Annotated in this window: 16 protein-coding genes and 1 pseudogene; 10 read left to right on the forward strand and 7 right to left on the reverse strand. The window is 45.0% G+C overall.

The window, feature by feature from the left end:
* Nucleotides 1-633: 633 nt before the first annotated feature.
* The 3 genes from RH949_RS07290 (at nt 634) to RH949_RS07300 (ending at nt 2,455) form a co-directional block, all read left to right on the forward strand.
* Complete coding sequence (locus RH949_RS07290) at nt 634-792, forward strand: hypothetical protein (RefSeq protein WP_446352387.1); 159 nt, start codon at nt 634-636, stop codon at nt 790-792.
* 238 nt (nt 793-1,030) lie between these two features.
* On the forward strand, nt 1,031-1,630 hold the full coding sequence (locus RH949_RS07295) for a hypothetical protein (RefSeq protein ID WP_446352388.1): 600 nt from the start codon (nt 1,031-1,033) through the stop codon (nt 1,628-1,630).
* A gap of 255 nt (nt 1,631-1,885) precedes the next feature.
* Complete coding sequence (locus tag RH949_RS07300; RefSeq protein WP_446352389.1) at nt 1,886-2,455, forward strand: hypothetical protein; 570 nt, start codon at nt 1,886-1,888, stop codon at nt 2,453-2,455.
* 29 nt (nt 2,456-2,484) lie between these two features.
* Here the strand turns inward: RH949_RS07300 and RH949_RS07305 are convergent, their stop codons facing one another.
* From RH949_RS07305 to trpD, 3 genes are all read right to left on the reverse strand, one after another.
* Nucleotides 2,485-5,376, reverse strand: a complete 2,892-nt coding sequence (locus RH949_RS07305; protein WP_446352390.1) for a phospholipid carrier-dependent glycosyltransferase — start codon at nt 5,374-5,376, stop codon at nt 2,485-2,487.
* Between the two features lie 76 nt (nt 5,377-5,452).
* Nucleotides 5,453-5,893 carry a GNAT family N-acetyltransferase gene (locus RH949_RS07310; protein ID WP_446352425.1) on the reverse strand — a complete coding sequence of 147 codons (441 nt, stop codon included), beginning with the start codon at nt 5,891-5,893 and terminating at the stop codon, nt 5,453-5,455.
* A 212-nt stretch (nt 5,894-6,105) separates the two neighbouring features.
* On the reverse strand, nt 6,106-7,149 hold the full coding sequence (trpD, locus tag RH949_RS07315; RefSeq protein ID WP_446352391.1) for an anthranilate phosphoribosyltransferase: 1,044 nt from the start codon (nt 7,147-7,149) through the stop codon (nt 6,106-6,108).
* A gap of 233 nt (nt 7,150-7,382) precedes the next feature.
* Between trpD and RH949_RS07320 the strand changes: the two genes are divergently transcribed.
* Nucleotides 7,383-9,461: a PAS domain S-box protein gene (locus tag RH949_RS07320; protein WP_446352392.1), complete on the forward strand. Its 2,079-nt coding sequence runs from the start codon at nt 7,383-7,385 to the stop codon at nt 9,459-9,461.
* A gap of 140 nt (nt 9,462-9,601) precedes the next feature.
* On the opposite strand, the gene RH949_RS07325 is transcribed toward RH949_RS07320, so the two are convergent.
* Complete coding sequence (locus tag RH949_RS07325; protein WP_446352393.1) at nt 9,602-12,856, reverse strand: protein kinase domain-containing protein; 3,255 nt, start codon at nt 12,854-12,856, stop codon at nt 9,602-9,604.
* A 222-nt stretch (nt 12,857-13,078) separates the two neighbouring features.
* On the opposite strand from RH949_RS07325, the gene RH949_RS07330 reads away from it, so the two are divergent.
* Nucleotides 13,079-13,723 carry a class I SAM-dependent methyltransferase gene (locus tag RH949_RS07330; protein WP_446352394.1) on the forward strand — a complete coding sequence of 215 codons (645 nt, stop codon included), beginning with the start codon at nt 13,079-13,081 and terminating at the stop codon, nt 13,721-13,723.
* 345 nt (nt 13,724-14,068) lie between these two features.
* Here RH949_RS07330 and RH949_RS07335 read toward each other — a convergent pair whose 3' ends face one another.
* Nucleotides 14,069-14,413 (reverse strand): hypothetical protein, encoded by a 345-nt coding sequence (locus tag RH949_RS07335; protein WP_006098037.1) that lies wholly within the window; start codon nt 14,411-14,413, stop codon nt 14,069-14,071.
* 744 nt (nt 14,414-15,157) lie between these two features.
* On the opposite strand from RH949_RS07335, the pseudogene RH949_RS07340 reads away from it, so the two are divergent.
* A pseudogene (locus RH949_RS07340) lies at nt 15,158-15,802 on the forward strand (HAD-IB family phosphatase); the annotation flags it as partial.
* A 227-nt stretch (nt 15,803-16,029) separates the two neighbouring features.
* Nucleotides 16,030-16,218 (forward strand): hypothetical protein, encoded by a 189-nt coding sequence (locus tag RH949_RS07345; protein ID WP_006098250.1) that lies wholly within the window; start codon nt 16,030-16,032, stop codon nt 16,216-16,218.
* A 209-nt stretch (nt 16,219-16,427) separates the two neighbouring features.
* Here the strand turns inward: RH949_RS07345 and RH949_RS07350 are convergent, their stop codons facing one another.
* Nucleotides 16,428-17,756, reverse strand: coding sequence for a glutaredoxin family protein (locus RH949_RS07350; RefSeq protein WP_446352395.1), 1,329 nt, complete (start codon nt 17,754-17,756; stop codon nt 16,428-16,430).
* 409 nt (nt 17,757-18,165) lie between these two features.
* On the opposite strand from RH949_RS07350, the gene RH949_RS07355 reads away from it, so the two are divergent.
* On the forward strand, nt 18,166-18,357 hold the full coding sequence (locus RH949_RS07355; protein WP_006098246.1) for a hypothetical protein: 192 nt from the start codon (nt 18,166-18,168) through the stop codon (nt 18,355-18,357).
* 382 nt (nt 18,358-18,739) lie between these two features.
* Here RH949_RS07355 and RH949_RS07360 read toward each other — a convergent pair whose 3' ends face one another.
* Nucleotides 18,740-19,528: an SDR family NAD(P)-dependent oxidoreductase gene (locus RH949_RS07360; protein WP_446352396.1), complete on the reverse strand. Its 789-nt coding sequence runs from the start codon at nt 19,526-19,528 to the stop codon at nt 18,740-18,742.
* Nucleotides 19,529-19,726: 198 nt separating this feature from the next.
* On the opposite strand from RH949_RS07360, the gene RH949_RS07365 reads away from it, so the two are divergent.
* Together RH949_RS07365 and RH949_RS07370 are read left to right on the forward strand one after the other, a co-directional pair.
* Nucleotides 19,727-21,814 carry an acylase gene (locus RH949_RS07365; protein WP_446352397.1) on the forward strand — a complete coding sequence of 696 codons (2,088 nt, stop codon included), beginning with the start codon at nt 19,727-19,729 and terminating at the stop codon, nt 21,812-21,814.
* 345 nt (nt 21,815-22,159) lie between these two features.
* The gene (locus RH949_RS07370) at nt 22,160-23,794 is read left to right on the forward strand and encodes an iron uptake porin (RefSeq protein WP_446352398.1); all 1,635 of its coding nucleotides are present in this window, start codon (nt 22,160-22,162) and stop codon (nt 23,792-23,794) included.
* Nucleotides 23,795-23,816: the final 22 nt, after the last annotated feature.

Below are 23,816 nucleotides of genomic sequence, written 5' to 3' on the forward strand. Positions count from 1 at the left end.
CACCCACTTATTGACTATTCGTTTTTCCCTTCATACCTTGTCTAGAATACAATTTAACTTCCCACTCTTATAAAGAGAGTAATAACATGGAATCAAACATCCAATCAAGGCAGGGAGCGGTATAATGCACTGTTCCCCTTTGGCTTAGTGACAGGAGTGCTGAGTATGTTCCCCGGCTTTTTTCCTGCTATTGGTAAGTAAGAGTCCGGGTTTTGGACTTATGCAGTTGAGAAAAATCTCTACCAGCTCTGGCTCTTACCTCTTGCCTTTTGCCTCCCCTCACCTCACCATCACACTGATTCAGTAGCAACACTGATAATGCTACTGACTTTAGAGTTTGTAGTAAGCGCTTCAGCGCTTATGGCACGCTTCGTGCCTACTACGAACCCAGCTTAAGTCAGCGACATTCGACCTAGGCTAAGTTCGTCGTTACGGTTTAACGGCTTTACAGCTCGACATTTACAACTGCATCAGTCACTTCGAGTCATCCCTATCAAAACATAGAAGAGCGATATGCCACACGATAAATCAGAAGCAATGCTCTTTACAATCACCTAATTTTTTCTTGATTGTATGACAACGCTTGAGACTTGAACAACCCTTGTCTTGCCATGAACGTGAAGGTTAAAGCCAATGAATGTGCAATGGAAAAAGCTAGTAGCCAAAACCGTCCTGTGGTTAGCGGCTGAAATTTTGCTCAACTCCTTAAACCTGGACACTATTGCTGACTATAGCGAGTTTGTTTTTGAATGCAATATTACTGTATCAGTCCAATTGCACTACGCCTATTAAAGGTTAAGAAGGAAAATACATAACGTTAACCTTCAACTCAAAGACTCAAGAGAAATTAAGTGACCTGAAATCAAAACTGCATAAGTCAACTTCAGTCACACCTACAAAAGTCACAGAAGCGAAGCTAAAAACTTCTCCTGACATCTGTAAACTACTGCATAAATAGCAGAAAGTCAACTGTTGTAGTTATTACCATTTAAGGAGTATCACCATGCGATTCCAACTATTTAGTGGAGTTATGGCAGCAACTGTCATCGTCAATTCTGTTCTTCCTGCCTATGCCAATCCAACCGATTCTTGGATTAACCACAGTGCTATCACCAAAGACCCCCGCGCCCTTTGCGATGATGTTGTTGGTCAAAAGATTGAAGCTAATATTGAAGAGAAAACTCAGAACAATATAGAGTCTTCAAGTCATTCTAGCAACCAGTCCTCCAACCAAGCGAATAGTCGTCAAACTCAAAAGGGTGGTCAAGGTAGCCTTAGCTTTGGTTCATTCCGTATTGGAGGAGGAGGAGCAAGCATCAGCAATACAAATAACCAAGTCGTTGATGCCTCCAGTAAGACTCATAAATCTACTGTAGATAATAGTTCTCTCATCTCTTATGACAAAACAAGAGTGACTAATGAATTAGTTGGCACGAATTGCCAAGCTTTTATTGAGGGAGCTGCTCTTGTAGATGTTACTCGCATCCAATCAGAAACTCAGCGCCATGCCATTGATAATTCTGCAAAGATGAATCTCTTAAACGTAATATTTGGGACTAGCAATTCCCAAGCTTATCCTGACCCTGGTACTCTTCCCTATAACCCTTACATGATTCAGCCAGGTCAGTAATTTTGCAATTCCTGCATTTTTCAATGGACTTGTAAGGTTTAACCTCTGGGTTAGAGAACTTATTCGCTAGCATCTCTAACCCAGATCAACTCCAACTCTAAAAGATTAATTGTCAAGCTTTTCAATGGGTGAAAAATCGTGAAAAAATCTAATTTGTTAGGTCTTGGGCTAAGTTTTTCTGTTGTTGTTTCTACAACTCTACCTGCATTAGCTCAGTATTCTGTTCCCAGTCATCCACAGGTGAGGAATCAGGGCATGACACAACCCCAGCCAGCAATGGCAATTGTTGTCAGCTTTCCCGAACCCGTTGTTTTTGATATAGGTCAAAATCAAACAGTATCTATCACTCTATATCTAGCTCAACCCCTTCAGAATAGTGCTGGGAATGTAATAGTTCCTGCTAATTCTCCAGTTGAAGCTTATCTGGTTCCCCACGAAAGTGGTGCATTTATTGTCGCTCGATCTCTGGTTGTGAACGGTCAACTTATTCCAATTCAAGCAAATAGCAATTTCTTGGAAGGGAAAACAGTCACTGTGAGAAGCGGAACTGACAAAGCTCAAGTATGGGGATCTACGTTCGCTCGTATCGCCCATGGAGTCGTAGCACCTCTGAGTGATGGCAATCTTAATGAAGTCTACAAATATGCTGCTATTGCCGATGGAGTTGCTCATTTAGCGGGAGCATTTTCTACAGAGAAAGCACGAGTGGTAGAAATTCCTCAAGGAACAACGTATATACTAAGATTACAAACGACTCCTTCATCCTCCACAACTGCTTCTCCCCAAGTTGAAGATCAACCCATTCCAGGTAACATTTTCAATTGAGGTCAAAACTCTCAATTAATGACTCATGACTAATTTCTCAATTTCTCAATAAAATACCAAGTTTTGACTAAATTTCCTTGCATCAGGGCAGCAACACCAGAAAGGGCTTGGAGTTCAGATAGATTCGGGTTGAGAGTTAGGGCAGGTTTAAGGGCATTTTGAGCATCTCTACCTCGCCATTCATATAAATAAACGAAGGCAAGATAAGCATGAGCATAAGGATTTTGGGGATCAAGCTGGACAACCCGTTTTAACGCTGCGATCGCACCCTGGGAATCTACTTGTAAAACTCTAGATAAAGCTAGAGCATACGCCAAATCTAACCGTTGCGGTTCCAACTTTAACCGATGAGTTAACGCCAAGTCTGCCTGCACGAGGTAATCCTGAATTGGATCATACTGATTAATTCGACCCGTTTGTTCAAAGATAGCTTCCAGGGAATCAGAACCATTTGGTAAAGTCGCTGCTAATGTCCGAAATTGGGTAATTAGGTCTAATTCCGGTGCAGGTGTTGTAGACGCTTTTGGGTCAATTTTTATTTGAACGGCTGGTACTGATATCGGATAGGTTTCCCCCGTCTCTCGATTCAAATAGGTGGCTTTTAATATATACGCTCCCGCTGGAATATCTGCCGGAGGTAACATCGCCATCTGTTCAATAACCTGGTATTTGGGTGATGGATTGGTGATGGTTGATAGTTGACGGTTGTTTGTGGACTTCGGAAACAAGTTTCCCATGGCAATACCATGATCATGTAGCCATTGATATTGATATCCTGCTTCCAGCGAATGCCAGGTTAATAAAACAATTCCCGATTGTAACGGTTGCCAATCCCCTGTCCATTCATAGGTAACAGGTGTAGGGAAACCAGGGGGGGCTGTCTCTGGGACAATCACCCGATTTAATTGAATTTTATTTAATCCTTCGACTACGCTTAAGGGCAGGTTGTTGAATAAGGGCGGGTTTTGTTGTTCATTCATTGGTGAAGAGGGCGGGTTTTGTTGAACATTTATTGGTGGGTATCTGAAGTTAGTTCCTAAACCCGCCCCTACAATTGGGTCTAACTCTGTCCCGATAATTGACTGTTTTCTGTTAACTTTTTCTACCTGGAAAAATGGCTGATGTCGATGATAGAGCTTGAGCAGACTTCCATCAGGTAAATCCCAAGTTTTCTGGAGTTGGAACTCGCCCCCTTTTTCAACCTTCTCAACTATAGCCGCTTGCGCCTCAGGAACAGAACCTTGCTCCCCTGTTTTCGTCACAAACCAAGAGAGCGATCGCGCATCCTGTTCAACTTGCTTTTCTCGTACTCCCACCTGACGCCCATACACCTGAAAATCTCGCAACGCCCCATAATAATTTAAGTTGTGTTGATTAATTTCAGGGGTTGATGGTAATACGCCTAACGTTGTCTGTAAATTCGGAGAAGTTTGGATAATTTCATCAATCACTTGATCCAGGGGAATAGGTTGTCCAAAATAAGGAAAATGTTGAACACGCGGCGCAAGAACTTGAGTTAAAAAACCACCGCCCAAAGGAAACAAATTCAGCACCATTAACACAGACGCTAACCCCACCGTACCCCAGCGAACAGACTTACCCCAACCCCCTTGCCATAGAACCAAACCCGATGCTAAAACTAACGAAAATACAGACAACAATGGCAAAATATACCGAGCATCCTTATTCACATTCAGAGAACATAGTAAATACCCCCCGACCAAAAACACAGCCAGCCAACCGCAAGAAAAATCCCACCGTAACGCACCCAACCCATATCCTTTCTGAAACCCTCTGCGCCCCTCTGCGTTAACCTCTGCGCCCCTCTGCGTTGAAAAAACATCCTCCCTTTCCCTACCCCAAACTCTCTCTTTTTTGCGCCAATAAAGAATCAAACCCACAATCGGCACAAGCAACAGAACCCACGACACCAAAAAAGGTAAAATCTTCCCATAATAAAGCCAAGCCTCCAAAGTGTTCAGCGCCGGATCACCCTCTGCGATCGCGGAATCTAACGTGGCTCGTTTCCCAGAGGTTAAAATGAGTAGCCAGTTGGTGCGATACCAGGGATAAAATACCAACACAGACACCAACAATCCCGCGATTAATTGAACCAAGCGTCCCCAATATCGCCGTCGAATAGTCCCCACAATCACCCAGACAATCGGGATAAATAGAAAGAATAGCGCCGTTTGCTTAACCATGAGCGCTAATCCCAGGGATAAGCCAAAGATTATTGCCCAGAGTAGAGATTGAAGCGATCGGCTGCCGATCAATTTTGTAGGTTGGGTTGAGATACGAAACCCAACGCCATCGTTATTGTGAACATTATCATGTCCGCCTAAACAGTCATCATTTCCTTTTCCCTTGTCTCCATCAAATTTAACTGATGATATTAAACCTTGATTTCGCCAAACTGTGAGACAGAAGAAACTGAATGTAACAACAGCCGTCAGGGGATAATCCAGCAGGAATTCTAAACGATAGCGATAGAGTCCCGGTAAAAGCACCGTTAATCCAGCCGCCCATAATCCAACCCGACGGTTGAAAAGTTGGACACCTAAACCATAAACTGAACCGATAAGAATAGCATGAAAGAGTAATAGAACCAGTGTGGCTTGATCCGTTCCCCGACCAAAAACATGTTGAATAATAGCTGTAGCGATATACGTAAACGGCGGTATTTTAGACGAAAGTTGCCATAAATTCGTCCACCATTCCCCAGAGAACCACTCCGGATGCTGCAAGGCTTGCCAATAATTTAACGCACCCGTTAAATAATCCGCTTGATCCCAAGCCGGGACAGAATTGTCAAGCACAAACCACAGGCGATCGCACAACGCGCTGGCTAGCCAAATTAGTCCGAGAATTCCCAGATATTTGCGGTTCCCCGTTTTCCACCACTGTAATCGGTTGTTCATGGTTGATTGTTTATTGTCTACTTTCGAGGATCACGTTTTTCCAATAAGTACCAGGACATAGTTTATGTACGCTGTACTAAGAAATGATTGATTTGATCATCTTCACATGAGAAATACCCGCTTCTTCAAATCTATCTCCCTCTGGTAGAAAGCCAAGTTTTAGATAAAGAGATTTCACATAATATTGAGCATGAATAAGCACTGTATTGATTTGCTTTTTGGCAGCAATTTCTAGAGATTTTTCCATCAATAGCTTACCGATTCCTCGTCCTCGGAAATCCGCTAAAACAGCGAGGCGTTCAATTTTAGCCGTTTGATGATCCAAATATCTCACCCTGACGGTTCCCACAGCCTGATTCTCGACATACGCCAGAATATGATCGGCGGTTTCATCTTTGCCATCCAAATCCAAACTTGGATCAACACCTTGTTCAATATGAAAAACCGAGCGTCTCACTCCTTGAATAGCGGCTGAATATTCTTTATAATTAACAATCTTGAACGTGATATGGCTCATCGCGATCGCTCCATCGTTCGTAGTCAGGGATGCAAGCCTATTCACGGTAACAATTTGAGTAAAGGGCGACCCAAACAAATTGAGTGGACACCATTGTTAATTAATGCAAGCGGGTTGCCCCTACAGAAGAATAACCGCACCAGCAAATAGCTTGATCAACTGTGCAATTTACCCATTATGGCAAGGGCAAGGAAATGCGTTAACCACTTACCCTAATTCTGCAAGAATTGAATAAGTTGTTCCAATTTCGACCAAGCCGCCCCACTTTTGAGAATATCCTTTGCCCGTTCAATTCCAGCTTGGTGATCCTCCAACGCCACAACCCCAGCCACTTGCAAGGCTAAGGAAGTATTTAACGCCACCACATCCTGCTGGGCAGCGGTTCCTTTCCCCTGTAAAACATTCGTTAAAATGTCCACATTGTCCGCCACATCGCCGCCACGCAATGCCCCTGTGGGTGCTGACGTTAAGCCAAACTGTTGCGGATTCAGCGTAGACAGTCGCACCCCACCATCGGATAAAAGTGCCAAGTCGGTTTCGTCAGCTAATCCCGCTTCATCCAGGTTTTCTCGTCCATGGAGGACAATTCCTTGCTGAATTCCCATTTGTTTTAACGCATGGGCAACTGTTGACACCACGTTAGCGTCAAATACACCAATCACTTGACCTGTGGGGCGCAATGGATTGACTAGCGGTCCTAACAGATTAAATACTGTCCGCACCTTCAAAGTTTGTCGCAATGGGGCTACCGCTTTCATGGCGGGATGCCATCCCCGGGCAAAGAGAAACGTCACGCCCACCTCGTCCAATGCGGACTGGACTTTTTCTGGTGGGGCAGATAAATTGACGCCCAAAGCCTCCAAAACATCGGCAGAACCCACTTTCGAGGAGGCGGAACGATTCCCATGTTTGGCAACCCGCACACCCGCCGCCGCCGCGACAAATGCTACAGCCGTCGATATATTAAAGGTGGATGCACCATCGCCGCCTGTGCCACAGGTATCAATAACTGGTGTTTGATGATCAATGGTGTCCTGCTGTAAGGATTGCTCCTGCAAGACTTGAGCCATTCCTGCCAATTCCGATGGAGAGACGCCTTTTGCCTGAATCGCAGCCAGAATCGCCCCCGATAACACTGGCGGAATGTCCTCGTTGAGCCATCCCTGCATCAGTTGTGCGGCTTGGTCACGGGATAATGATTGTCCGTCGAGAATCTGTTGCAGCAGGTTAGACCAGTTGATAGGAGTTTGGATCATGGGTTGATGTTTATCTGGAAAAATAGGAGCTTGGTGAATGGCGACTATGAAAAAGTGTAATATCGTACCGGATATTATGGAGGGCGATTACTGGACTAAATAATCTAAACAAATACAAAGAAAGTTTTATTAGAGTACAAGCGTTAACATCCTCTCCCCTGCCCCTCTGCTCGCCTGCTTCCCTGCACCTGTACAGGGTCAATCGAAAACGTTTCCATCTCCTGAATGTTATCATGGGCATTCAAAAACCTGACGGCACCTTAACTGAGTTTAGCGTTAACTCAAAACCCTTGTTTCATTCCAATCCCACCCGACCCAATCCAGCTAGAACCTCTGTTGTGGACACTCCATCCAAACCTGTTGAGGCACAGCTAAATGAACGTGAAGACCGCTTCCGCGCTAGCTTTGAGCAAGCGACAGTTGGCATCAAACACGTATCGACGGATGGCAAAGTCATCCAGGTCAACCCTAAATTTTGTCAAATCGTTGGTTATACCCGTGAACAAGTTCTCACCCGCACCTGGCAAGACCTAACCCACCCTGATGACTGGGCAAGCGATCGCGCGATAATGGAGTTACTCTTAGCGGGGACTCTCGACTGTCACTGCCAACAAAAACGATACCGACACCAAGATGGCAGCATTGTCTGGGTGCAAATTACCCTATCCTTAGTGCGAACGCCTCAAGGAGATCCGAAATACTTTTTGCTCGTCGTTCAAGATGTGAGCGCTCGTCAAACGGCTGAATCGGCATTGCAGCCAGAAGAACCCTGGCGCGAAAAATCTCGCCGCGAAGCCTTGCTCAATCGCCTCTCGACGCAAATCCGCAATAGTTTAGACGTAGATACGATTCTGGAAACAACGGTACTGGAAATCCGCCAGCTATTGCGAATCGATCGCTGTCAGTTTATCCGATATCATACTGAGCAAACGCCAGCTTATTGGAAAGTTGTCACAGAAGATCGAGAGTCTCAGCTTCCCGATTTGACAGATTGCTATTGGGCGGATACCAATACCGTTCTCACGCAGCAGATATTACATCTGGACATTGTGCGGATTGATACCGTTGAAACGGTGAGCGATCCATTATTGCAGGAATTTATGCGATCGCTCGACTATCAGTCTCTCTTGCTTATCCCCCTAGAAACCCCGTCCGGAATCACCGGGATTATCAGTTGCAGCCACACTCAGCAGACTCGCCCTTGGACAGATAGCGAAGTTGAACTCCTGCAAGCGGTGATTAGTCAACTGCTCATGGCGCTCCAACAAGCTGAACTTTACGCCGCTAGCTGTCGAGCCACAGAACACGCCCGCAAACAAGCCGCCCAATTATCAAAAACACTCCACGACTTGCAGCGCACCCAATCCCAGTTGATCCAAAGCGAAAAAATGTCCAGTTTGGGTCAGCTTGTGGCAGGTATTGCTCACGAAATCAATAATCCGGTCAATTTTATTTATGGCAATCTCATTTATGCCCAAGAATATTACCAAGACCTCATAGCGCTGGTGCAACTTTACCGCACCGCTTATCCTAATCCTACAGCCGTTATTAAAGAGCGGATGGATAGCATCGATTTGGACTTTATTTTAACCGACTTTGCCAAACTTCAATATTCGATGAAAGTTGGCGCTGAACGGATTCGGGAAATTGTGCAATCGTTGCGGACATTTTCTCGTTTAGATGAGTCAGGGCGCAAGACAATAGACATTCATTCGGGTATTGAAAGTGCTTTGATGATTTTGCAATATCGACTCAAGGAGAAACCCGGAGCAGCAGGAATCTGTGTGATTAAAGAGTATGAAAAATTACCCCCAGTCGATTGTTGGCCCGGACAGTTAAATCAAGTTTTCATGAATATTTTGACGAATGCGATTGACGCGATCGAGGACAAGGAAAATTGCGATTCGTCTCAAACGGAGGCGGACTTTTCCAAGAATACTGTCTTATTTTCACCAACGATTACGATTCGTACAGGTCTTAGTCAAACGGACTCCGCACACCCCTCAATAACGGATGGTTTAACCGAGGAACACTCCAGGGGAGAAATGGATAATTCTGAACCGGACAATCCTTATATTTGTATCCGCATTGCAGATAATGGAATCGGGATGAGTCCACAGACCAAAAAACGGCTATTTGACCCCTTTTTTACTACAAAACCTGTAGGCTTAGGGACGGGGTTAGGGTTGGCGGTTAGTTACCAAATTGTTGTTGAAAAACATGGCGGTAAGCTGTGGTGTAATTCAACCCCTGAACAAGGGGCTGAGTTTGTGGTTGAGATTCCTATACGACAACCGCCGCATAAGCGCTGATGGGAGAAAATTGATCCGGTCTACCCCTTCTGAATCTATGCATTACTCACATCTTTCTTAACAATTCAGAAGGCTGGACATGGCTGATGGGAGAGGGGTTGGGGGTGAGGTCTGATTACTCAATTCGCTGTTACCTTCCATTACATTTTTCGCTCTATCTGAGCAAAATGTTCCAACAACAATCGGTGAATAAAAATATACCCTCCTCCCACCTTCTGTAAAAAAATCTGCTGCGTCGCATAATCCAGAAATCGCGCATAATTCCAGGGAATACAACCACTGAAATAAAGCACTAACCGTAACGTAAAATGCTGAATGCAAGCAATCCCCGCAGGTGAAAACAACCCAAACAGCAATCCAATCACAGCACCAAATAAAATCGGTAGTCCCACGATTTGCGCCAAACCTACCATAGCAACTACCCCAATTAAAGCAAAAATTAAGGTATTTTGTGCCGATTGCCATATCCCTTGGTTGGGAACTGTACTTGTCTCAATTCCGCCCCCCGTTAATCCACGCAATAAGACGAAAATTAATCCCGTTCCTATACCACTCAATCCATAAGTTAGCCCCTCAATTATCGCCTCCTGACTCGGCGCAATCAGCCAGAAAATGAGTCCACTGCTGAAACCAAATATTAATCCTACGGTTAACCCAATTCGCAACCCCGGTACTATATTTCGTTTTGCTTTTACCCATGACCATTTCAACGTTTCCACGGGTTCAATCTGATTCATAACTAACGCGACAATTAACCCCGCCATCAACCCGCCGCCGAGTCCCATAATTAATCCTGCTAATAGAGTAATTTCCCGCCAAAACATAAGCTCGACATTCAGCCCCCCACCTAACCCCATAATTAATCCACCGATTAAACCGACTCCTAGAGAATAAAGCCATTTTTGCGCTTTAGTGTTTAACCAACTCGGCTGTAATCGCTCAATTAAAAATACGGTTTCTGAGTTTTGGTACATTCGTTTTGCCAGCCAAATTAACCAGTTAATTACCTGCTCTTGGTTATACTTGACTTGACCCCGCCTGCGCTTAAACATCCGCTGAATGTACCGATCAAATAAATGCTTGCGCCAGTCGTCTAAACCACTCCTTTGCGGTAACTCATCCAGGGATATTCCCTGATACGCCAGGGTGATAATACTTAACATCAACGGGGATTGGGCTAAGTCTTGTAAGGTGCTATCTGATCGCAACACTTGGCGCACTACTGTAAGTTGCGTCCCAGCACTGTTTAGATAGCGATCAATTTGGACTAAGGTAAGCGGTTGCAGACAAATCGCAGCTTGTAAATTCAGACGCTGTTGTAGGGCTTGATAATCACGAATTCGACTACAAACCACGAGTTCAGTTGTGCCATGTTCGCTAGTAAATTGATTGATGGCGGTAACACAAGCCTCTCTTAATGTAATACTTACTTCGTCTAACCCATCCAATAAAAGTAACAGTTCTCCGGAATCAATCCAGGTTTGACCAATATCTTTCGATACTTGATATTTGGTATGTAGTTCGTTAACTAACCAGTCAGCAATGGTTTGCTTACCCCCCGTCCAAGAGGATAAATTAAAGACCACAGGAATCGGATGATTACTATCAACGTCTGCTTGATCCAATAGATCGCGAGTTAATTCTAAAAGCGTCGTGGTTTTACCACTTCCCGGTTCCCCTAAAATTAAGAGCGATCGCCCCTCGCCCATCGCTAGAAACTTCTCACTGACTTTAATTCCCGGTAATAGGGTTTGCTGGAACTCCCCGGAACCCTCCCAAACCAATTCCCAAGGGCGTTCGACTAAATCGAGACGTTCTTCTAAGCCTAGTTCAATTAAGACGCGACCATGTAACGAGGTTTCTAATACGCCTTTGATCCAATAGTTTCTCACTTTATTGAGTAATATATGGCGAAACTGTACATCCTGGCGTGTTTGTTTCGGTTGGGGTTTAGACGGAGAACTTTGGGGTGAATAGATTCTATTTTCTGAGGATACAGGTTGAATTAAATAACTGGGTACGGGGTCAGTAATATTTTTTAACGACAGATCGCCTAAAAATGTGGTGGGTAACTGTAAATGATTTTTGACCAAATCATAAACAATCTGAGAAATGCAAATTCCTCCCGGTTGTGCCTTCCCTTCTAAACGGGCGGCAATATTCACCCCATTACCCATGACATCGCCTTCACTGACAAAGACATCACCTAAGTGAATACCAATCCGATGTAAAATGATATCATTCTCTGATAACCTTTGGGCAGCTTGAGCCAGGGATTTCTGAATTTCAATCGCACAATCCACCGCCAGAACCGCACTGGGAAAATACATCAACAAGCCATCCCCAGTAGACTTAATCGTCTGTCCAGAAAACTGCTGACATAATTGCCGCATTAACTCTAAATCCCGGTGAATTAAGTCCAGAGTGTGTTCTTCATCCGCCGACATTCTGGCACTAAAACCCACACCATCGGTAAACGCGATCGCGGCTAGGGTGCGCTGAGTCTGAAGCTGAGACGGTAAGCTGTTTACAGTTCTCATGGGACGAGGTAAAGTCTGGCTAGGTAAGGGGATTGTCGCACTAGATGGTAAAGCTGCGATCGCGTCTAATACTTCTCTCACATTGTCATAGCGATCGCGGATATCCTGACACACCATTTTCGCTAAAATGTCATGAAAACGTGAGGCTTCTGCCACCTGATCTCGCCACAGTATTTCACCGGTTTTCGGATCGGTGGGCAAGTGATGCGGTAATACGCCAGTTAAGGCTTGAATCCCCAACATTCCCACCGCATAAATATCGCTACTAAAACGCGGTTTTCCCGCACATTGTTCGGGAGGCATATAACCGGGTGTACCAATAGCAATCGTCACCTCTGTTGGGGAACTTGTCGCCGTACTTACCCGTTTAACTGTGCCAAAGTCAATTAAAATAATCTTGCCATCCGCTGCCCGTCGAATTAAATTAGAGGGTTTAATATCCCGATGAATAACCTGATGTTGATGAACAATGTTTAAGATTTCTAAGATATCCCAGACTAACCGGATCGCCTGCATCTCATCCAATCGGCGTCCAGCCGCTAACTCGTGACGTAAATCATCCCCTTCAATATGTTCTTGAACTAAATAAAATTGCTGATTATCTTCAAAATGGGCTAAAAGCTGAGGAATTTGGTCATGATTGCCCAATTGATACAAAACCCGCGCCTCGGTATCAAATAGGCGGCGAGACGCCTCTAACACAGAGGAATTCGACACCTGCGGCTTCAGTTGCTTAACCACACAATAAGGATGTCCAGGTAAATCGCGATCGCGTGCCAGGTAGGTTTCGCCAAAACCCCCACGCCCCAAAGGTTGGATAATTTCATAGCGCCCCCGTAGTCGTGTCCCAATCATAAGATTTGTGTAGACTCTCAGCAGGTTTTATTGACCGCACAAGTGATATAATTCTGCCATAGCCCCTCGAAAAAGCACGTTCCGTCTCAATCGTAACGCCCTCTGTTCCTGAACTGAGTAGTCTCACGGTGCTGGGACTTTTAGGATTGGGTGCATTAACCCGCGCTGGTTGGGTTTCGTTCCTCAACCCAACCTACAAAGATGACATAAGACAAATGACAAATGACAAATCTCTGGACATCGGCTGACCATGCGCTATCTTATTTAGAGCGATCGGATACTCTCCCCCATCGCACTGAAGGTGAAGCTGTTGTCTTAGAAGAGGTTCCCAAAACCGTTAAACGTATCCTCGATTTAGGTACTGGAGATGGACGCCTGTTGGCACTTCTGAAAATTGATCGCCCCCATGTCGAAAGTATCGCGATCGATTTTTCGCCCACGATGCTTGATGCTGCCAAACAGCGCTTTGCTGGGGATGAGACGGTAAAAATTATCGCCCATGATTTAGATCATCCCTTGCCAGAGTTAGGTACATTTGACGCGATCGTTTCTAGCTTTGCCATTCATCACCTAACTCATGAACGCAAGTATTCCCTTTATGCTGAACTCTTTAACGTGCTAGAACCCGGTGGTATTTTTTGTAACTTAGAACACGTCGCCTCTCCCACACCAGCACTCCATGAACATTTCCGCGCTTGCATGGGGATTGCTGACAAACCAGATGATCCCTCGAATAAATTATTGGATGTAGAAACTCAACTGAAATGGCTACGAGAAATTGGTTATACTGATGTCGATTGTTATTGGAAATGGCTGGAACTGGCGCTTCTGATTGGTAGAAAACCGAATACAACAGAAAAGCAATAGCAAATCATTGAAGTAGAGACGCGCCATGGCGCGTCTCTCCAATGGTGCCGAACATCCTAATCGATGTGTCTATTGCTATACCAATAAGCTGTCATGCATTTAAATTGGGTATTAGTAGCGAGCAAGATGCAAAGCCTGCGGCATGGCTTCGCTAAACGCACTACAAGGATTGCGCCATTCTTGACATTAAGGTTTAAATGCCGAACAGCTTACCGTTCAGGAGACAACCCCTACCTTAACCAAACCCGCCCTTGCTGAAGGTTAAATATCAAGTCAACTCCTCTATCTTCCTCATCTTCTACATCTCTCCTCTCTCCCTCATCAACTGTGAAACGTTAGAAGCATTTACTGATTCCACACTTCATCAATCGGTGGTGGTTCAGGGGGTAGAGGGCGTGATGAAAGGGGCTTTTCGTTCGTCTCCGAGGACTGATTTAAAGCGTGCATCGGATTGTTACCCCGGATAGTCCCCACCCAATTATTTTGATTTTGGGGTGTCACTGTGGATAAAGCATTGCCTCGATCCAGCAAATAACTCAGATGATGTAGCCCTTCACACAACCGATGTAAATGGGCGCAACGATACTCCGCCGCTTGCCAATCTCCAGCTTCTAAGGCTTCAGCGTATCCGCGCTGTAAAGCTCTAATGAGTCTGAGTTGGGTTTCAATGATGGGATAGTTTAGAGTCATTCCTTTGGCTTATGTTCACAATTGTACTTGGTACATACCCCCTGATGCGCTAATCGCTTTGGACTAGATTTCTATACTGATCGCGGTTCTTACTCGTTACGATGAAATACACCAATTTATCCCCCATCCCTTATCTCTCATGCTTTTCCTGTGAGCGGAGTGTACCTCATCGAATCGCGAACCGCTATATCCTGACTCAATCATAACCTAATAACTATTGGTCATATCAATGATTTGATTCAATTTATCTTATGGATAAAACATCATCATTTGATAGATTTCACCTGTTGCAGGAAAAACGAAGATTTCTGTCAATGAGTTATTGTACTTATGGGATAATTGAGCTGTTGTCATCCTCACGACGCATCCAGCCAGCTACGCTCTGGATTTCTTATACCTGAAGATAAATCTATTAAGTTATCGCTAAGTTTAATAACTCCAAGATATAAATCAATTAGAGAATAATAATGCCATCGAAAATACTCTAACTTGACCTGGATACGAGGTTGAGGACTATCACAAACGAGGAACATCGACTTCTGAGGGCTTGTGTTTAACTTCGATCTATTCCATCGTTCAGAACTTTATAGGTTGTAGCCGGATGATTTTTATCGATTCATCTAAAAATTAAAAACTATCTGATCTATTCTTTGCTGAGAGAGATTTAAGGCGGCATAATAAAGCAAATGGGATGGCTAAGACTATACCATCTTTATCAATGTTAAACCTAACCTCTGATCTCGAATGCAGCGAGTTGTCTTTTGTGACTTCGACGGTACGATTACGGCAGTAGAAACCTTTGCCGGGATGTTAAAGGATTTTGCGCCTGAGGTATCTGCCCAAGTGATGCCCGAACTTTACGCTAAACGGCTAACCCTACGGGAAGGTGTGCGCCGCGTCCTAGAATCAATTCCGTCCTCTCGATATCCAGATATCCTCACCTATACCCAATCTAAACCGATTCGCCCCGGTTTAGTGGAATTACTCGATTTTCTGGACGATCGCGGCGTACCGTTTGTGGTGGTTTCCGGGGGATTGCGCGGTATGGTGGAGACGGTGTTGGGTCGCCAAAAGCGGGGAGGAACGTCGCTGCTAGAACGAGTGGCGGCGGTTTATGCTGTAGATCTGGATACCAGTGGTGACTATCTCCAGCCCTTGTCCGAGTTTGAGGGGGATAGCGAATTAGTTGCCAAAGTTCAAGTGATGGCACAACACCCAGCAGACGAACAGATTGCGATCGGGGATTCGGTGACGGATTTTAATATGGCATTGCACGCCTCTGTCGTCTTCGCCCGCGATCGCCTCAGCCAATATCTCGATGAACGTCAAAAGCCTTACTTACCCTGGAATGACTTTTTTGAGGTGCGTCAACACCTATCCCAGCTTTGGGGAGATAGCTATGGGAAGCAGAGGGAGCAGGGGAAGCAGAGGGAGCAGAGGGAGCAGGGGAAGCTTCTTAGAGAAGTCGGGGATCTTTCGGAGATATACTGTAAAGTTTTGTAAAATAAATTTTGCCAAAACTTTATTGAAAAGCCTGTTCAGCTTCATAGAATTGAAAAAATAACATTCATATAATGAAATAGTTTATTGAAAAACGTCCAACTAGGAGTTGCACCATGGTCTATCAACAAAACGATCGCGTAAAAATCATCAAAGGCTCTCTCAAAGGTCATACAGGAAAAATTGCCTCTTGTAGCCATGAAGGTAGCTATTTTATTGCCAGAGACTTGACGCATCAAACAAACGATATGTCCAACCTATACGGTCCCCTGCTGGGCGATGAAATTTCACCTTTATCCTATTAAATTGAATTCACTCATACAATGCGAAAACAGGGGGAGAAGAAAAAATTCCCCCTTTAAGCTGTTGTGCATTTAAATTGGGCATTAGTAGCAAGCAAGATGCTGCCCTACAAGGATTTCAAGAGTATTGACATTAAGGTTTAAATGCCGAACAGCTTAACCTGTCAACTCCCCACCCCTACCATTACTGAAAATCAGAGAAATCAGTGTGATTAGCCCAGGGTTAGTAACTGGGGTTTAAAGATCATCGCCAGACCAAAGAATAGCATAAAGAGTCCGCCAACCAGTTTCAGTACTCTCCCTTGGTTTTCAGTGAGTCGAGTGGACTTAAACGAATAGATAAAGTTGCCTAAAATAGCCAACAGCGGAATAACGTAAATTCCGGCATACAACGCTGTCCACGAGATATGACACAAGCCAATTGTATCTGAGCAGTACTGTAACAGCGCCGTCATGTAAACAGCAGGCAGAATCGCTGTACAACCAAGTTCGACAATATTGACAAAGACAGCTAATAGAACCGTCCCCGCTAATGCAGCCAGAAACATCTTGCGATCGCCTTTAGCATTTCTCAGATTTCTGACGATCTTTCCCGCTCGTTTATTGATCGTTGACTGTTGTTTTTCTGAGAGGGATAGGGAGATAGATTTTTTGAACCAAAAATAATCCTTGATATTGATCAAACCTGCCCCGGTAATCAGAATTCCCAGAATTTGCATAAATCGAACGCCATAGTTTTCTAGGAAGACTGAACCCGCCAAGACCATCAGCATGATAAAGATAAAATACATCACCGCTGATGTGATAATAAAGGTTGTCCCCACCAAGGTCATATCCTTGCGACTGCGGGTATAGGTGAGTAACGACAGCAGAATGACTAAAACGGTGAACGCACAGGGGTTAAAGCCATCGGCAAGGGCAATGGTAGAGACAAATAGGGGGAAGGGAAGCCCTTGGGCAAAGGTTTTAATTACAGCATCAGGGGTGAGAGCAAGAAATACAAATAGACTGATGATCGTTGTTGCCAGCAACCCGCCAATCCAATAGCGTTTACCTTGTCGTTTCTCAAGCTGGTCTTTCAAAAACGGATAACTACAGAGATACCAGAACGGGATTAAAAAGACCTGCCACGGGGGGCTGGTTTGTTGCTGAGTCGTTTGATCAGTTTTGGGTAAATTGATTGGAGATCCGACGGCTGTTTCTATCGCTGCAATAATTTGGTTTTTGTAGCCGATATACCCTTGATGAACTGGAATGTATTCCAAAGGTCCTTCTGCTTCACTATAGCCAATGAACATTTTGTCCTCAACCACAGTCCTGGGAACCGCGCCGGACGAGATTCCCCGGGCTTTTTGGAATTCCTGCCATTCCTTGGGATTGTCGTTAACCTCAAGGGACGTAACCTCAACATTTTTATTGTGTTGATCGATATAAGCCATTAACGGCTTTTGCTCAAGGCAATGGGGGCAGGTTTTGCTGTGGAAGAAATAGACATCGACGACATCATCCCTAGCCTGAGCAACGGACTGAAAGGAGGTCACGAATACCAGACCAACCATGATGATAAAGGACAGGATCAGTCTGCGGTAAGATTTAACCATCATTTTTTAGCGTCCTTTTTACATGAGGAGAAATTTAGGAGACGATACTTCTACTTTAAATCCATCACCGGGCGAGGATCTGCTCTTAGAAAAAAGACGTAATAGTTCTATCTTGACAGGATGGGCATGATGTTTTACGGATCTCTGGCTTGTTCTGTTGGATGCCCATCGCTTATACCCCAGCAATACCAACGGTTTCCAGAGTTCTGTGTTATTGTAAGGCATTGTAAATCTGAAGGCTTTCTAAAATCTATCTAAAGATCGTTGCTGATGGTGTAAAAAAATTGTCAAGATACTGTATAAGTAAGAAAAGCTAATTTTTGAACAAACGTGAAACAGAGGGATCATAATGGTTTACAAGCAACATGAACTCGTGCAAATCACCAAAGGCTCTTTAAAGGGTCACACGGGAAAAATCGCGGCTTCCAGCCATGATGGAATCTACTTTATTCAAGGAAACTGGAATAGTCACGAAACGGGTGCTTCCAATCTGTACGGACCCTTGTTAGGAGACGAAATTACGCCAGTGGCGAACTATTAAGCCTCCTCTGCTCCTATAGCAGCAGAGGAGTGACGAATTGGTCATAATTCCTTGATTACCTCGATTAATCTAAACGTTTTTAGACCCCTCGATTTATACAGACAACTGAAAGGGTGCAGCCTAAACCTGGTTGCACCTTTGTCATGTAGAGACGTTGCATGCAACGTCTGGAACAATGGTGCCGAAAGTCCTAATCGATGTGTCTACTGCTATAAAATTAGCAATTTTAATCGTTTACCTCAATAAAACTTATGTATAGGTCATGAACCGAGGCATTCCCTGATCGAACGTGGCATTTGAAAGTATCTCTACTTCCCCAGCTCCCAGACGTAGAATGCAACGTCTGGAACATTGCTTCCCACGTTCCCTGTTCTCTGTTTCTTTATTTTTGAGGACGAAATTGCTGCTCGACAAGCTGTACCAGGGTTTTTCTGGGCAATAATCGGGGCAGATTAGCGATAAAATTATTCTGCCACCGCCCTGTTACTACCGTACAATCATCAGCATCTAGAGCCTGGAGAATTTCCTGCACCACTACCTCCGGGGAATCGGTTTGTTGCTGTTTTAAACTCTCAGGAGCATATTCGGCAAAATTAGCCGTGGTGAAAAAGTTGGTTTCCGTTGGTCCAGGACAAGCTGCCAGAATTTTAACACCCGTGTGCTGATTTTCTGCCCAAAGCGCCTCACTGAAACTAAGAACAAAGGCTTTAGTTGCTGAATAGATGGATAGATAAGGAAGCGGTTGAAACCCAGCAATTGAGCAGAGGTTAATAATACTTCCAGAACCTCGCTGTTGCATCTGCGGGAGAAAGTGATGAGTCAAGTCTACCAACGCCAGGATATTAAGCTGAATCATCTCTAGCTGTTTACGCCGAGACGTTTGACTAAAGGCACCGTAGTCGCCAAACCCAGCATTATTAATCAGTAAATCAATGGAAATATTTTTCTGATTGACTATTTCAAAGACGTGTGGGACGGCATCAGGTGCGGTAAGATCTTGGGGAATAACCTCAACTTGAATCCCGTATGTGGCTTGTAAATCTTGGGCAAGTTGCTGTAGTTTGTCTTGGGAACGAGCCACAATCACTAAATCGGTTTGCCGTTTAGCGAGTTCCTGAGCAAATGTAGCCCCCAGTCCTGCCGACGCTCCAGTAATTAAAGCAGTAGACATTAATGTTCTATTCTTTTTAGAGATGTTTAGGTTACCATTCTTAACCTAATGTCTAGTTTAACGCATTGCCCCTAAAATGGTATCTCAAAGAAGGAACTCAGCCTCAAGGAATATTTTGCAATTCATTGTGGTTAATTAAATAAATAAAGTCTATAATTTATAGTCGTACAAAAATATCGACGTTTATTTTAATTGAGAATGTCCCGATTGAACAAAAGATTTTCAGTTTTGATCGTAGTATTGCTGACGGTGATTTTTACTGTAGCCTGGGGAATTTACCGTCCAGTTACTGGAGACAATCAAACAGAGATTCTTTGGGATAGGTGGGGCGTACCGCATATTTACGGTAATAATACAGAGAATCTATTCCAGGCGTTTGGTTGGGCGCAAGCGGCGAGTCATGGCAATCTTATTCTCAGGTTATATGGACAGGCACGGGGTAAGGCAGCCGAGTATTGGGGGCAAGATTATTTGGATTCCGATAAGTATGTCCGCACCATGGGTATTCCCGCCAGGGCGCAGGAATGGTACGAAGCGCAAGATCTGACGATGCGGCGTTATCTGGATAGCTTTGCGGCGGGGATTAATCGTTATGCGTCCGAACATGATGACCAAATTGACGATAAGGTCAAGGTGGTGTTGCCCGTGGATGGGGTGGATGTGTTGGCACATTTACAGCGGGTAACTCATTTTAATTTTGTGGTGAATCCCCAGCGTTTGGAATCGTTGAAATCGGGGGATTCCAAAGCGGGTTCTAATGGATGGGCGATCGCACCGTCTCATTCGGCGAGTGGGAATGCGATGCTACTGGCGAATCCGCATTTACCCTGGTCTGATTTTTACCTGTGGTACGAAGCCCAGTTAACCGCCCCAGGGATTGATGCGTATGGGGCGGCGTTGGTGGGAATGCCGATGTTATCCATCGCGTTTAATGATCAGTTGGGTTGGACAGCGACAGTAAACACCCATCGGGGTTGGACGGCTTATGAACTTACTTTGGCGGATGGGGGATATGAGTTTGATGGGCAAGTTCGCCCTTTTGAAACCGAAACCAAAACCCTAAAAGTAAAGCAGGACAATGGGACACTAGAGGAACAGGAATTTGTGATTCGGCGGTCAATTCATGGTTCTGTCGTTAGTTCACAGGAGGGGAATGCGATCGCGTTGCGGGTGGTGGGGTTAGACCAACCCCAATTAATGGCACAGTTGTGGGATATGATGCGATCGCGTAATCGCCAAGACTTTGAGACAGCCGTTGCCCGTTTGCAACTGCCCATGTTTACTATCCTGTATGCTGACCGAGATGGGCATATTTTGCATATCTTTAATGGTCAAGTGCCAGTACGTTCTCAGGGAGATTGGCAGTATTGGCAAGGTGTGGTTCCTGGCGATACCTCTGAAACCTTATGGACAAGGTATCATCCCTATCCAGATTTACCCCGCATCCTTGACCCAGAAACGGGTTGGTTACAAAATGCCAATGATCCACCTTGGACAACCACATTCCCCCAAGCGATTAATCCTGATGATTATCCGCCCTACATGGCACCCCAATCGATGAACTTCCGCGCCCAGCGATCGGCAAAAATGTTGATGGGGGAGAATTCAATTAGTTTTGAGGAGATGATTGCCCGAAAATTCTCCTCGCGTCTAGAATTGGCAGATCGGATACTCGATGACTTAATTGCTGCAACACGACAGTCAGGGGATGAGTTAGCCAATGAAGCCGCGAATGTGTTAGCCAACTGGGATCGACAGGCAAATGCAGACAGTCGAGGAACGGTTTTGTTTGCCACTTGGGTACAATTAATGCCGAATACGAATCAGTTTGCTAGAGGTTGGAACCCTCAATCGCCTCTGACTACCCCTGATAGTTTGGCAGATCCGGTGGCGGCGGTGGAGGTTTTAGCAGAAGCTGCCGCTAGGGTTAAAGCAGGGTATGGGAGGTTAGATGTCCCTTGGGGTGAGAGGGCGCGATTAAAGTATGGGGATGTGGATTTACCGGGAAGTGGCGCGTCTGGGCAGTTGGGCAGTTTCCAGGTGATTGATTTTGCCCCGATGGATGAGACAGGGTTGCAATCAGTAGCTGGGGATAGTTATATTGCCGCGATCGAGTTTTCTGATCCGATTAAGGCAAGGGTACTCACGGTTTATGGCAATGCCACACAACCGGGTTCTAGGCATATTGGGGATCAGTTACCCTTGTATGCACGGAAGGAATTGCGATCGGTTTGGCGGACTCGTCAGGATATTGAGGCAAATTTGGAATCGCGGACGGTGTTTTGAAAGGAAAAACTTCGATCATTTAGGGGTAATAGCTGGAATCTACGATTAAAGGTTTATAAAGTCTTAGGAATAAGCCTTGATACGATAAAAACAAATGCACTTATTGAACTGATACAGTAGAGTTGAGGGGGTGAAATTATTATAGCAACCGCCATAGGGTTAGGACACATCATTTATGTAGAGACGTTGCATGCAACGTCTCTACAATGGTGCTTGCTTCTCGCGACAGTGAGTATGACGAATGACGAATGACAAATGACGAATGACAAATGACAATCCCCACCGTTAACTTTAATTGTCCCCACCTACTTAAGTATTCAACCGGACATAAGGAGAAACCGAAAAATGGATCAAATTTTGCCGAAACTGCTGTGGATGAGTACTGCGATCGCGTTTTGGGTAGTGTGGGCTGGAACTGTTACGGCACAAGAGGTTGAGGTGCAAGGGTGTGGAGTTGCGGGGGAGTTTTGTGTTTTAGGGGAAACCTTAGAGAGTCCAGAACCAGTAGGGAATGAGTCGAGTGATCCGACTGAGAACCGTTTAGACCCAATTAATCAGTACGGAGATAATAATAGCTTAGGTCAAGTGACGAATGTTTCCCAGTTGCGGGATGTACAGCCCAGTGATTGGGCATATACTGCCTTGCGATCGCTCATTGAACGATATGGCATACTCACAGGGTATCCTGATCGTACATTCCGAGGCAATCGGTCAATGACTCGCTACGAATTTGCCGCCGGATTACGTCAGGCTTTAGATCAAATCCAATCCTTAATTGCCAGGGGGCGCGATGTTCCTCCCACAGACTTAGCCACACTGGAACAGTTAACCAATGAATTTGTTTTAGAACTCTCCCTGTTACGGGGTGATGTAGATGCCTTAACCGCTCGAACTCGAGAACTGGAACTGACCCAATTTTCGACAACAACTCAACTGGATGGAGAAGTGATTATTGGCGCGGCGGGGATTGTTTCTGAGGATGATACTGTCACCACATTGGGACATCGTACCCGCTTAAATTTAGACACCAGTTTCACGGGTCAAGATTTACTGCGAACCCGACTACAAGCGGAAGGATTAGGGCGTCTGCAACGTCGCACAGGTACACCGGAAGGGGAACTATCTTTTACTGGGGCTAGTGATAGTGACTTGGAGATTGATGCTTTATTGTACCGTTTCCCGATCGGGAATCAGACGCAAGTGGTTATTGCGGCGAATGCTGGGGCGGCGGATGACTTTACGGATACGATTAACCCTTACCTGGATGGGGATGGCGCGAGTGGGGCGGTATCTCGCTTTGCTACTCGTGCGCCGATTTATTATCTCGTCAGTGGGGCGGGTGTCGGGGTAAGACACGCCGTAAATGATCACTTAGAAGTCAGTTTAGGCTATTTAGCTGGGAATGGCGGAAATCCGGAACCCGGTAACGGCTTATTTGATGGGGCTTATGGCGCATTAGCCCAAGTCAAATTTGAGATTCGCGATCGCGCCACGATTGGCTTGACTTATGTTAATGCGTATAACCAAGACTGGCAAGTCGGTAGTCAGGATACTAATTTAGTCAATCAATTAGATTTGCCCGTCGTTACAAATTCCGTTAACCTCGCCGCTTCCGTACAACTTAATCCCCGATTTGTAGTTGGAGGATGGGCGGGTTATACCACCGCTAATGTTATCGACGAAGGGGATGCTAATTTATGGTATTGGGCGCTAACATTAGCCTTACCCGATTTCGGCAAAACTGGCAATCTCGGCGGATTTATTATCGGGATGGAACCCAAAGTCACCGGGAGCGATGGTTTGAAGAGTTTAGGCATTGATGATCCGAGTACCTCCCTACATCTAGAAGCATTCTACCAGTATAAGTTAACCGATAATATTACAATTACACCAGGGATAATTTGGCTAACTGCACCGGATCATAATAGCGATAACGATGATACATTTATTGGCACAATACGAACCACATTGCAATTTTAAAGGGGCGGGATTGAAGGTATAT

Source organism: Coleofasciculus sp. A1-SPW-01 (assembly GCF_040217205.1).
Taxonomy (GTDB): Bacteria; Cyanobacteriota; Cyanobacteriia; order Cyanobacteriales; family Coleofasciculaceae; genus Coleofasciculus; species Coleofasciculus chthonoplastes_A.